Source organism: Frateuria edaphi, from assembly GCF_021117405.1.
GTDB lineage: Bacteria > Pseudomonadota > Gammaproteobacteria > Xanthomonadales > Rhodanobacteraceae > Frateuria_A > Frateuria_A edaphi.
Genome location: NZ_CP088251.1, coordinates 2769946 through 2781750, shown reverse-complemented (window position 1 = coordinate 2781750; position 11805 = coordinate 2769946). Strand labels below are relative to the sequence as shown.

Below are 11805 nucleotides of genomic sequence, written 5' to 3'. Positions count from 1 at the left end.
CACCGGATGCACTGCCCCTTCTGCCAGCACGAAGACACCCGCGTGATCGACTCGCGGCTGACCGAGGACGGCGCCACCGTGCGCCGTCGTCGCGAGTGCCCGCAGTGCGGTGAGCGTTTCAACACGTTCGAGACGGCGGAGCTGAAACTGCCCGCGATCGTCAAGAGCGGCGAGCGGCGCGAGGTGTTCGACGAGCGCAAGCTGCGCACGAGCTTCGAGCGCGCGCTGCAGAAACGGCCGGTCGCCAGCCACGACGTCGACCACGCTGTACGCGAGATCATCAACGACCTGCGCCGCAGCGGCGAGCGGGAAGTGCCGTCGCGCCAGGTCGGCGAGCTGGTGATGCGCGAGTTGAAGAAGCTCGACCAGGTCGCCTACGTGCGCTTTGCCTCCGTCTACCGCAAGTTCGAGGACGTGCAGGCGTTCCGCGAGGAGATCGAGAAGCTCGAGCGCGACCTGCCGGGGCTCGATGCGCTGCAGTTGCCGTTGCTCGGCGGCAGCAAGCGGCCTGCCAAATAGGTGGCCTTCAGCCCTCCGGCCTGATGCGGGAAATGCGGTGGGCCGAAGCCCACCCTACGACAGCGACGCCATGACCGAAGCGTTCTCCAGCATCGACCACCTGCACCTGGCGCACGCACTGCGACTTGCCGCCCGTGGCCTCTACACGACCCAGCCAAACCCGCGCGTAGGTTGCGTGATCGCGCACGGCGAACAGGTGGTCGGCACCGGCTGGCACCAGCGCGCCGGCGAGCCGCACGCCGAGGTGTTCGCGCTGCGCGAAGCGAAGGATGCGGCGCGTGGCGCCACCGCGTACGTGACACTCGAGCCTTGCGCGCATTTCGGCCGCACGCCGCCGTGTGCCGATGCGCTGGTGGCCGCCGGCGTGGCGCGGGTGGTGATCGCCGCGGAAGATCCATTCCCGCAGGTGGCCGGCAACGGAATCGCGAAGCTGCGTGCGGCGGGCATCGCCGTCGAAAGCGGCCTGCTGCGCGGGCAGGCTCGCGAACTCAACATCGGTTTCTTCAGCCGCATCGAACGCGGCCGCCCGTGGGTGCGCGTGAAGCTGGCGATGAGCCTGGACGGCCGCACGGCCCTGGCCCACGGCGAGTCGAAGTGGATCACCGGCGAAGCCGCCCGCGCCGATGTGCAGCGCTGGCGCGCGCGAAGCTCCGCCATCCTATCCGGCAGCGGCACGGTGCTGGCCGACAACCCACGCCTTACCGTGCGCCAGGTGGAAGCGGAGGCCGGGGCGCCGGCGCCACCCTTGCGCGTGGTTCTCGATACGCACCTGCGCACGCCGGCGGGCAGCCACGTCCTCGATGCGGCGGCGCCCACCGTGCTGGTGCATGCGGCGGATGCGCCCGTCGCGCCCCATCTCGCAAGCGTCGGGCGGCTGGCCATCACCAGCGACGCCGGCCGCCTCGACCTGGCGGCCGTGCTCGCCGCCCTGGCGGGACGCGAAATCAACGAGGTCCACGTCGAAGCCGGTCCTGCGCTGTGCGGTGCGCTGTTCGCGCAAGGGCTCGCCGACGAACTGCTGCTCTACGTCGCGCCGGTGCTGCTGGGCGACCAGGCCCGGCCGCTGCTTGAACTGCCCCCGCTGGCCGCCATGGCCGACCGCTGGCAGCTGCAGGTGCTCGACCAGCGCATGGTGGGGCAGGACTTGCGCCTGCGCCTGCGCGTGAGGGACTGAGCTCCCTGAGCGGTCAAGCGCAGCGCCTTCATTGGCGCCTCCTCATGCGTTGAAGTCGATCGCAAGCTTCCCGAAGTGCCGGCCGGCAACCAGGTGCTCGAACGCCTCGCGCACCTGGCCGAACCCGTAGACGCGGTCGATCACCGGCTCCAGGCCGGTGGCCTCGATCGCCTCGACCATCCGCTCGTGCTCCTCCAGCGGCGCGACCGAGATGCCCTGGATCCGCACGCGCTTGAGCACCACTTTGGACAGTGGCAACGTGGCCTCCATCCCGCCGAGCCACCCGAGCACGCCGATGAAGCCGTGCATGCGCACGGCCTCCAGCGATTGCGCCAGGGTGGCCGCGCCGACGGTCTCGACCACCGCGTCCACGCCGGTACCGCCGCTGGCTTCGCGCACCAGCGCACCCCACTGCGGGTGCTTCGCGTAATTGATGCCGATGTCCGCGCCCAGCGCCTTCGCGCGCTCCAGCTTGTCGTCGCTGGAGGACAGCACGATCGCCCGCGCGCCACGCAACTTCGCGAACTGCAGCGCGAACAGCGACACGCCGCCGGTGCCGAGCAGCAGCACGGTCTGGCCGGTGGTGATACGGGCCGCTTCCAGCACCTGCCAGGCGGTGAGAGCGGCAATCGGCAGCGTGGCGGCCTGAAGGCTGCTCAGGTGACCAGGCGCGCGCGCCAGCCAGTACTGGTCGAAGCAGGCCAGTTCGCGCAGCACGCCCGGTTCCGGTCCGCCGATCTCGGCGCCTTCCCACTCCGGCCGCATCGCGCCGGCGATCCATCGCGACTTGTAGAAGGTCGTGACGCGGTCGCCCGGCTTGAAGCGCGTCACCGCATCGCCGACTTCCACGACGGTGCCCGCGCCGTCGGACACCGGCACGATCGGCAGGGACACGCCCCGATACAGCTGGCCGTCCACCAGCATCCAGTCGCGGAAGTTCAGCGAGGCGGCCTCCATGCGCACCAGCACTTGGTTCGGGCCGGGGCGCGGGGCAGGCAGGTCGACCGGTTGCAGGTGGTCGAGACCGAAAGCGGAAAGCTGGATGGCGCGCATGCGGGGCTCCGTGGTGAGTGGTGAGGCCATGGTCCCGCCATCGACGGCTTGCGATAATGCGCACGAATGGGTGATCTTCTGTTCACTGTATGAATCAATCCTTCGACCTCACGCCGACCCGCCTGCGCGAACTGCGCGCTTTCGCCGCGGCCGCGCGTCGTCTCAATTTCTCGCGCGCAGCGCTTGAGGTCGGCTGCACGGCATCGGTGTTGAGTCGCCGCATCGCGGCGCTGGAGGAGGCGGTCGGCGCGCGGCTGTTCCTGCGCACCACCCGGCGCATGGCGCTGACCGCACGTGGCGAGCAGTTGCTGGCGCAGTGGCAGCGCATGGAAGCGGTGATGACCGACCTGGCGGCCGGCCTTCGCCCGACGGATGGCGAGCTGTCCGGGCGCCTGTGCGTGCATCTTCCGGCGAATTACGGCCGTTATTGCGTCGCGCCGCTGCTGGCCGATTTCATGCGCGAGCACCCACGCGTGCGGATCGAGGCGACTTATGACGACGCCTACGTGGACATGGTGGCCGGTCGGGTGGACCTGGCCGTGCGCCTCGGACGGCTGGCCGACGTGCAACTGGTGGCGCGCCGGGTAGGCACGATGCGCCTGTTTGCCTGTGCCTCGCCCGATTACCTTGCCGGCGCGCCACCGCTGCGTGATCCGGCCGACCTGAAGGCGCACCGTTGCATTGCCTTCAGCGGCTATCGCCGGGGCACGCTCTGGTCGTTCGGCCGACAGCGCCAGCGGCGCTCGGTGCGGATCGACCCGGTGCTGACCTGCAACGACGCGCAGGCGATTCGCGACGCGGTGCTCGCCGGCGTGGGCGTCGGCCTGCAGGGCGATTACATGGCCGATGGCCTGGTCGCCGACGGGCGTCTGGTGGACCTGTTCCCGGACTGGCAACTGCCGTCGTTCCCGATCCACCTGTTGTGGCTGCCCGGCGCGGACCGCACGCCGGCGCTGCGGCGGCTGATCGATCACCTCGCCGGTGCACTCGCGCAGGCCTGAGGGGGCCGGTGCTGCTAGACTTCGCCCGCCGGCGTTGCCGGCGAACGTCTTCAGGGCGGGGTGGAATTCCCCACCGGCGGTAGGTGTCCGGATGGATGCAGGACACGAGCCCGCGAGCGCCCTCGCCATGCGAGGGGTCAGCAGATCCGGTCCGATGCCGGAGCCGACGGTCGAGCCACTCCGGTGATCCGGGGCGGCCCACAGTCCGGATGAAAGAAGACGGCAGACCGCATCGCGCGGGCCGAAAGGCCATGGCGGTGCGTCGGCCTCATGCCTTGAGGCGTTTTTCGCTGACCCCATGCGGAGAACGTTTCATGTCCCTTGTCGCTTGTTTTGCAGCCGCCTCCGGCCGGAGGGTGCGCTGATGTTCACCGGCATCATCCAGACCGTGGGTTCCATCGCGCGCCTCGAGCCACGCGGTGGCGACGTGCGCCTGCACGTCGATACCGCCCAGCTCGATCTTTCCGACGTGCAGCTGGGCGATTCGATCGCCGTGTCCGGCGTGTGCCTGACGGCCATTTCGCTCACCGAACGCGGATTCGCGGCCGACGTGTCCAACGAGACGCTGTCGCTCACCACCCTGGGTGGGCTCAAGGCCGGCGACCCGGTCAACCTGGAAAAGGCGCTGCGGCTGGCCGACCGGCTGGGTGGACACCTGGTCTCGGGTCACGTCGATGGCGTGGGCAGGGTGGTGTCCATCACCCCCGATGCGCGCTCGCAGCGCTGGACCTTCGAGGTGCCGCCGGGCCTTGCGCGCTACATCGCCGCCAAGGGCTCGATCTGCATCGACGGCACCAGCCTGACCGTCAACGAGGTATCGGGCACCCGCTTCGGCGTGAACCTGATCCCGCACACCGTGGCACACACGGCTTTCCACGCCAGGCGCGCGGGGGATCCGGTGAACATCGAGGTGGACGTGATCGCGCGGTACGTCGAGCGGTTGATCGGCAGCGGCCAGGCGCCGCGGCTGGACGAGGCGTTCCTCAAGCAGCACGGCTTCGCCTGACTCGATCACTGTGCCGGTTTCGCCGTGTCCCACGCTTGCCCGTGCTCTGCCGATCGCCTTGAAGTCATTCCCGTAAACGCGGGAATCCATCTCGCTCCGATGCAGGAAAGCCAACATGGATTCCCGCGTTCGCCGGAATGACGCCCCGCAAGATTGAATCCGTTCTGGAACCCACCATGCCTTTCAACACCATCCCCGAAATCCTCGAAGACCTCCGCGCCGGCCGCATGGTCGTGATGCTCGACGACGAAGACCGCGAGAACGAGGGCGACATCGTCATGGCCGCGCAGATGGTGCGGCCCGAGGACGTCAACTTCATGGTCCGCGAGGCGCGCGGCCTGCTGTGCCTGACGCTCACCGAGCAGCGCACGCGCCAGCTGGGCCTCAAGCCCATGGTCAGTGACAACACCTCGCCCTACCACACCAACTTCACCGTCTCGATCGAGGCGGCCGAGGGCGTGACCACCGGCATCTCGGCGCACGACCGCGCGCGCACCATCCAGGTGGCGGTCAAGTCCGATGCCCGACCCCAGGATCTCTCGCAGCCGGGCCACATCTTCCCGCTCACCGCGCAGCCCGGCGGCGTGCTCACCCGCGCCGGCCACACCGAGGCCGGCTGCGACCTGGCCGCGCTGGCAGGGCTGGAGCCCTCGGCCGTACTGATCGAGATCCTGCACGAGGACGGCTCGATGGCGCGGCGCCCCGAACTGGAAGTCTTTGCGACCAAACACGGTTTGAAGATCGGCACCATCGCCGACCTGATCCGCTACCGGCTGGAGACCGAGAAGACGATCCAGCGCGTGCACGAGGAGGACGTCGAGACCGAGTTCGGCCCGTTCCGGCTGGTCGCCTACCGCGATGCCATCCGCCACGGCCTGCATTACGCGCTGTCGCGCGGCACGGTCGACGACGGCAGGCCGGTGCTGACCCGCGTGCACGTGCGCAACACGCTGTCGGACGTGCTGCACCTGACGCGCGAGGACCTCGGTCTGACCGTCACCAGTGCGTTGCGCCGGATTGCCGACGAGGGACGCGGTGTGCTGCTGGTGCTCTCCGGCGAGGACACGCCCGATGCGCTGCTGGCCCGGCTGAAACGCCAACCCGCGGCGCTCGCACCGGAGGACGCGCAGCAGCAGGAGTGGCGCCAACTCGGGCTGGGCGCGCAGATACTGACCGATCTGGGCGTGCACAAGCTGTGCGTGATGGGGACGCCGCGCAAGCTCGTCGGCCTGGCCGGGTTCGATCTGGAAGTGGTCGAGTACGTGTGAGGGCGCCGCGCCCCACATGCCTTAGGATGCTCCGTACTCCATCGCCATCAAGCCCATGCCCAACGCCCGCATCCGCCTGATCGCCCCCTCCGGCTACGCCCACGATCCGGACGCCATGATGCGCGGCGTGGCTCGCCTGCGCGAGGCCGGCTGCACAGTGGAGAACCTGGACGTGCTGGGGCGCGCGCAGCTGCGTTTCGCCGGCAGCGATGCCGAGCGCGCGGGCGACATCAACGCGCTGGCCACGCTCGACGAGCTGCCGGACATCGCACTGGTCACCCGCGGCGGCTACGGCGCCGCGCGCCTGCTCGGCCAACTCGACTACGGCGCGCTGCGCGAGCGCCTGGCCCATTCGAACCTCGCCCTGGTCGGCCACAGCGACTTCACCGCGCTGCAGCTGGCGCTGTATGCGAGGAGCGGCGTGCGCAGCTTCGCCGGCCCGCTGCTGGCGGACCTCGGCGCCGAGCCTTGCCCCACCTACACCTGGGAACATTTCTGGAGCACGTTGAGCGCGGACGCCAGCGTGGCCACCTGGGCCGGCGCCGGCGATGCCGGGCTGGACGTGCAGGGCCCGCTGTGGGGTGGCAACCTGGCCGTGCTGTGCAGCCTCCTCGGCACGCCCTATTTTCCGGCCATCGACGGCGGCATTCTCTTCGTCGAGGACCTTGCCGAGCCGCCGTTCCGCATCGAGCGGCTGTTCTACCAGCTGCACCTGTCCGGCGTGCTCGGAAGGCAGCGTGCGCTGGTGCTGGGCGATTTCCACGCCTGTCGCCCGGGCCCGCGCGACAACGGCTACGACCTCGACGCGGCGTTCGCGCAGCTGGCCCGGATGGCCGGCGTTCCAGTGATCCACGGCTTGCCGCACGGCCATGCCGCACGCCAGCTCACGCTGCCGTTCGGTGCCCAGGCGAGGTTGCGTGTCAGCGGTGGCGAGGCGCGTCTGGAGTGCACCGGCTACCCGCACATGTCCCCGTAGGAGCTCCCTTGGGCGCGACCCGGATGCCTCCTGTCGCGCCCAACGGTGCTCCCGCAGGAGATATCGACGCCCCAAACCCGTAAAATACCCGGCCCCGCAAGGGCTTCCCGTCTGCCCAAGGATTCGCAATGAAGATCATCGAAGGCGACTTCGCCACGCCCACGGGCCGTTTCGCCATCGTCGCCGGCCGCTTCAACGGCTTCGTCGTCGAGCCGTTGGTGGCCGGCGCGCGCGACGCACTGGTGCGCCATGGCGTGAAGGACGAGGCGATCGACCTGATCCGCGTGCCGGGCGCCTGGGAGATCGCGCTGGCCGCGCACAAGCTCGCCAACTCGGGCCGCTATGCGGCAGTGATCGCGCTGGGGGCGGTGATCCGCGGCTCCACGCCTCACTTCGACTACGTCGCCGGCGAGTGCGCCAAGGGCCTGGCGCAGGCCGCCTACGCCTCCGGCGTACCGGTGGCGTTCGGCGTGCTCACGACCGACAGCATCGAGCAGGCGATCGAGCGCGCCGGTACCAAGGCCGGCAACAAGGGCGCCGACGCGGCGCTGGCCGCGCTGGAAATGGCCAACCTGTACGGGAAACTGTGATGAGCGGTCCGCAGGGCATCGACCTGGCCGCCCGTTCGCGCGCCCGTCGCCGCGCGCTGCAGGCGCTGTACGCCTGGCAGCTGTCCGGCAGTCACATGAAGTCCGTCATCGACCAGTTCCGCCACGAGCAGGACATGGAAGTGGCCGACCAGGAGTACTTCGAGGACCTGCTGCAGGGTGTCGAGGCGAACGTCGGCACGCTCGACGCCGCGATCAAGCCCTACGTGGATCGCGAGGTCGAGCAGATCGATCCGATCGAGCGCGCCGCGCTGCGTCTGGCCGCCTACGAGTTGAAGTACCGCCTGGACGTGCCCTACCGCGTGGTCATCAACGAGGCGATCGAAGTGACCAAGCGTTTCGGCGCCGACCACGGACACAGCTACGTCAACGGCGTGCTGGACAAGCTGGCGGGCGAATTGCGCGCGGCCGAGAAAGGCGCACGCTAGTTCTGCGCAGGGTGGGCTTCAGCCCACCGGCTCCAACGGGCGGAGGAGCGGTGGGCCCAAGCCCGCCGCCATGCCCACCTTACGGTTCGCACTTGCGGCTGTTGTCGGCGATGGCCGCGATGCGCCACTGCCCATCGACCTGCACAAGGTTGAACACGTCCGTGCCGCAGTGATGTGGCTTGCCATCGAGCAGGAAGGTATAGGGCGCCCACACTACCGCCAGGTCGTGGTCGACCATCACCTGCGGCTTGCCGATGCGCTCCTCGATGCGCTCCTTGCCAGGCTTCACGTGGTCGACGAAATCGCCGAGCGTGAGCTGCACCGGCTTGCCGTCGCGCATCAGCGTGGCGGTTCCGGCCGGCAGTACTTGTGCGCGCATGGCTGCCTGGTCATGGCGCGCCATGGCATCGAAGAAGGCGTGCACCGGTTCCAGTGGGCCGTGGGAGGCGGGCGTGTCCGCCAGCGCGGCGGCGCAGACCAGGGTGAGGCCACCAAGCAGCGGCAGCAGCCGATGGTGGCCGATCGAGGCCGCGAGGGCGCGGCTGCGGTAAAGCAGGGTAGGGCGCATGGCGTCGTCTCCTGGGAGAGGTCTCGATTCTAGCCAGCCCGATGCACGCCGCAGCCCTGCCATTCGGCATGGGTTGCCGGGCGCCAAGGCTTGCATTCGCGGGCGCGCGGATGCTCTGCTTGCGCGTTCCCAAGCCGACGGCCACGCCATGGAATTCCGCCTGATCGACCGCATCCGCGACCGCACCGCGCTGGCGCGCGAGGACGTGCGGCTGGGGATCGGCGACGATGCGGCGGTGCTGGCGGTACCGGCCGGCCAGCACCTGGCGGTGGCGATCGACACACTGGTCGAGGGCGTGCATTTCCCGCACGGCACCGCGCCGCGGGACATCGGCTGGAAGGCGCTGGCAGTGAACCTGTCCGACCTTGCTGCGATGGGTGCGACGCCGGCCTGGGCGCTGCTCGCGCTGACCCTGCCGCAGGGCGAGGCGTCTTTCGTCGACGACCTGGCCGAAGGCTTCGCGCAGCTGGCGCGCGAGCATGGCGTGTCGCTGGTCGGCGGCGATACCACCCGCGGCCCGTTCTGCCTGAGCGTGGCGGTGCACGGTTTCGTGCCGCCGGGACAGGCGCTGACACGCAGCGGGGCCGGCGTGGGGGACGCCGTGTTCGTCACCGGCGCGCTCGGCACGGCGGCCGGCGGCCTGCGGCTGGCGCAGGGCAGGGTGCCATTCGATCCGCGAAACGAATTGCACCGCAGCTTGCGCAAGCGGCTGGATCGCCCGACCCCGCGCGTGCGCACCGGCGTTGCGCTGCGCGCGCATGCCAGCGCCTGCATCGACGTTTCCGATGGCCTGCTTGCGGACCTGGGCCACATCTGCGCCGCCAGCGGCGTCGGCGCCGAGCTCGACCTCGAAGCCCTGCCGTTGTCGCCCGCGCTGCCCAGCGTGTTCGGCCATGCCGCCGCCCGCGAACTGGCCCTGTCTGGCGGCGACGATTACGAGCTTTGCTTCACCGTGCCGACCGCCTCGATCGGCGCCATGCAGGCGGCACTGGCGGCGGTGGGAAGCCATGCCACACGCATCGGTGTGATCGTCGAAGGCCAGGGCGTACGCGCGATCGGCGGCGCTCCACTGGCCGCCACGCGCGGCGGCTGGGATCATTTCGGCCCGTAGACGCGAACGCCGCGCCTGCAGGAAAGCCGCAACCAACGGAACCCCCATGACCGACCGCAAGAAACTCACCCCCGACCAGCGCCGACGCCTGCTGGCCTCGCCCGCCGGCTGGATCGCCTGCGGCCTGGGCTCTGGCCTGGCGCCGGTGGCGCAAGGCACGTTCGGATCGCTGGCGGCCATCCTGCCCTGGCTTGCGCTGCGCCATCTCGCCTTGCCGCTGTACGTGCTGGTGCTGGTGCTGGCGTTCGCGCTCGGCGTGTGGGCGTGCAACGTGGCCGGACGCACGCTCGGCGTGGACGACCATCGCAGCCTGGTGTGGGACGAATTCGTCGGGCAATGGCTCGCGTTGCTGCCGCTGCTCGTGTTGCCGGCGCCATGGTGGATGGTCGCCGTGGGTTTCGGTCTGTTCCGGCTGTTCGACGTGTGGAAACCCTGGCCGATCGGCTGGCTGGACGGGAACATGAAGGGCGGGCTGGGCGTGATGATCGACGACGTGGTGGCCGGCGCTTACGCGGCGATAGTGCTGGCGCTAATCGCCATCGCCTTGTAGGAGTTCGAGGGCGCTCCTGCAAATGGCCTCGCGTTTTCGCTCTCCATTGAGGCCGTGTCCGACACCATGCCGTCTTTCACCCGTGGAGACTCCGCCATGCTCTACCGCCGCCTCGGCCGCACCGGCCTGCAACTTTCCGCGCTGTCCTTCGGCGCGTGGGTGACCTTCGGACGGCAGGTGGGGCGTTCCCAGGCGCGCGAGTTGCTCGCGCTGGCGTGGGACCGGGGCGTCAACTTCTTCGACAACGCCGAGACCTACAACCGCGGCGAGGCCGAGCGGCTGATGGGCGACGTGCTCGCCGACCTGCGCTTCCCGCGTGACAGCTACTGCGTGTCCAGCAAGGTGTTCTTCGGCGCCGTGGACAATCCCCGGCCCACGCAACGCGGGCTCTCGCGCAAGCATGTGATCGAGGCCTGCCACCAGGCGCTGGAACGCCTGCGGGTCGAGCACCTGGACCTCTACTTCTGCCATCGACCCGATCCGGATACGCCGATCGAGGAAACCGTGGCCGCGATGGACACGTTGGTGCGCCAGGGCAAGGTGCTCTATTGGGGCACCAGCGAATGGCCGGCCGAGGCGATCGCCGAGGCCCACCGCATCGCGCGCGAGAACCACTGCTACGCGCCGGTGGCCGAACAGCCGCAATACAACCTGCTGCACCGCGAACGCGTCGAGCGCGAATACGCGCCGCTGTACGAGCGCTTCGGCATGGGCACCACGATCTGGTCGCCGCTGGCTTCGGGCCTGCTGGCCGGACGCTACAACGACGGCATTCCTGATGATTCGCGGCTGGCGCAAGCCGGCTACGAGTGGTTGCGCGAGACGGTGCTCGGGTCGGGGCGCGAGCGCGTGGAGCGCGTGCGCCACCTGGCGCCGATCGCGCAGGAGCTGGGCGTGAGCCAGGCCCAGCTTGCGCTTGCCTGGTGCCTTGCCAACCCGCACGTGTCCACCGTGCTGCTGGGGGCGAGCCGGCGCGAGCAGCTGGAGCAGAATCTGGCGGCGCTGGAGCTGGTGCCACGCATCGATGCGGCGCTGAAGCAGCGGATCGAGCAGGCGGTCGGTTAGCGGTCCGGATCCCTGGCCGCGCGGCTTGCCGCCACGCTCGCCGGTTCTATCCGCAACGACTTGGTCCCGCATTCCTAAGGCTGGTGATGGTCGCTGCCGGGCAGGCGCTCCGCCGCTCGCGGAATTGCCGCTTCGGCTCCCTCTCCCCAGAGGGTTGGGTGAGGGGCCGGGGCTCGCCCTGGACTTTCCGCATCGGCCAGCGCTCCTGCTTCACCGTGTTTATTCGCAAGCCTTGACCCCCACCTCGGCAGAGGGAGCAAAGCCCGGGTGTCGGCTTTGCCCGGCCGTCGCCGCAAGCCACGGGGCCCTCGCCCTGTTGTCCCCCAAGCGAGGGAAGGGCAGAGCGTAAACCCGGTGTCCGGCGGCTTGTCCGTCTGTCCGTGACGGTGTCCGCGGACAGCGGACACGTCGGGTGTGTCCTTGCGAAAAGCCAGCAACCACAAGGGTTGCGCGCCTCCGATCCGACTTGGCACGGCGA

At 69.6% G+C, this 11805-nt stretch carries 13 protein-coding genes and 1 riboswitch; of the genes, 11 read left to right on the top strand and 2 right to left on the bottom strand.

Annotated features, from left to right (window positions below; translation table 11 throughout):
* Positions 1-6 precede the first annotated feature (6 nt).
* Together nrdR and ribD are read left to right on the top strand one after the other, a co-directional pair.
* The gene (gene nrdR / locus LQ772_RS12995) at positions 7-519 is read left to right on the top strand and encodes a transcriptional regulator NrdR (protein WP_231321313.1); all 513 of its coding nucleotides are present in this window, start codon (positions 7-9) and stop codon (positions 517-519) included.
* A 70-nt stretch (positions 520-589) separates the two neighbouring features.
* Positions 590-1693: a bifunctional diaminohydroxyphosphoribosylaminopyrimidine deaminase/5-amino-6-(5-phosphoribosylamino)uracil reductase RibD gene (gene ribD, locus LQ772_RS12990; RefSeq protein WP_231326040.1), complete on the top strand. Its 1104-nt coding sequence runs from the start codon at positions 590-592 to the stop codon at positions 1691-1693.
* A gap of 42 nt (positions 1694-1735) precedes the next feature.
* On the opposite strand, the gene LQ772_RS12985 is transcribed toward ribD, so the two are convergent.
* The gene (locus LQ772_RS12985) at positions 1736-2746 is read right to left on the bottom strand and encodes a zinc-dependent alcohol dehydrogenase family protein (RefSeq protein ID WP_231321311.1); all 1011 of its coding nucleotides are present in this window, start codon (positions 2744-2746) and stop codon (positions 1736-1738) included.
* Positions 2747-2835: 89 nt separating this feature from the next.
* Between LQ772_RS12985 and LQ772_RS12980 the strand changes: the two genes are divergently transcribed.
* The 6 genes from LQ772_RS12980 to nusB all read left to right on the top strand — a co-directional run bounded on the left by LQ772_RS12980 (position 2836) and on the right by nusB (position 8033).
* Entirely contained in the window at positions 2836-3747 is a 912-nt protein-coding gene (locus LQ772_RS12980) for a LysR family transcriptional regulator (protein WP_231321310.1), read from the top strand.
* Between the two features lie 42 nt (positions 3748-3789).
* Positions 3790-3972, top strand: a riboswitch (FMN riboswitch).
* A gap of 139 nt (positions 3973-4111) precedes the next feature.
* Complete coding sequence (locus LQ772_RS12975) at positions 4112-4753, top strand: riboflavin synthase (protein WP_231321309.1); 642 nt, start codon at positions 4112-4114, stop codon at positions 4751-4753.
* Positions 4754-4929: 176 nt separating this feature from the next.
* On the top strand, positions 4930-6021 hold the full coding sequence (gene ribBA, locus LQ772_RS12970) for a bifunctional 3,4-dihydroxy-2-butanone-4-phosphate synthase/GTP cyclohydrolase II (RefSeq protein WP_231321308.1): 1092 nt from the start codon (positions 4930-4932) through the stop codon (positions 6019-6021).
* A 55-nt stretch (positions 6022-6076) separates the two neighbouring features.
* A complete protein-coding gene (ldcA, locus tag LQ772_RS12965) occupies positions 6077-6997 on the top strand; it encodes a muramoyltetrapeptide carboxypeptidase (protein WP_231321307.1) in 921 nt (306 codons plus the stop codon).
* A gap of 128 nt (positions 6998-7125) precedes the next feature.
* A complete protein-coding gene (ribH, locus tag LQ772_RS12960; RefSeq protein ID WP_231321306.1) occupies positions 7126-7587 on the top strand; it encodes a 6,7-dimethyl-8-ribityllumazine synthase in 462 nt (153 codons plus the stop codon).
* On the top strand, positions 7587-8033 hold the full coding sequence (nusB, locus tag LQ772_RS12955; RefSeq protein ID WP_231321305.1) for a transcription antitermination factor NusB: 447 nt from the start codon (positions 7587-7589) through the stop codon (positions 8031-8033). Before ribH ends, nusB begins: the two co-directional genes overlap by 1 nt.
* Before the next feature lie 79 nt (positions 8034-8112).
* Here nusB and LQ772_RS12950 read toward each other — a convergent pair whose 3' ends face one another.
* On the bottom strand, positions 8113-8601 hold the full coding sequence (locus tag LQ772_RS12950) for a nuclear transport factor 2 family protein (protein ID WP_231321304.1): 489 nt from the start codon (positions 8599-8601) through the stop codon (positions 8113-8115).
* A 148-nt stretch (positions 8602-8749) separates the two neighbouring features.
* On the opposite strand from LQ772_RS12950, the gene thiL reads away from it, so the two are divergent.
* The 3 genes from thiL (at position 8750) to LQ772_RS12935 (ending at position 11327) form a co-directional block, all read left to right on the top strand.
* Complete coding sequence (gene thiL, locus LQ772_RS12945) at positions 8750-9712, top strand: thiamine-phosphate kinase (RefSeq protein WP_231321302.1); 963 nt, start codon at positions 8750-8752, stop codon at positions 9710-9712.
* Positions 9713-9758: 46 nt separating this feature from the next.
* A complete protein-coding gene (locus LQ772_RS12940; protein ID WP_231321301.1) occupies positions 9759-10262 on the top strand; it encodes a phosphatidylglycerophosphatase A family protein in 504 nt (167 codons plus the stop codon).
* A gap of 96 nt (positions 10263-10358) precedes the next feature.
* Positions 10359-11327 (top strand): potassium channel beta subunit family protein, encoded by a 969-nt coding sequence (locus LQ772_RS12935; RefSeq protein WP_231321300.1) that lies wholly within the window; start codon positions 10359-10361, stop codon positions 11325-11327.
* Positions 11328-11805 lie beyond the last annotated feature (478 nt).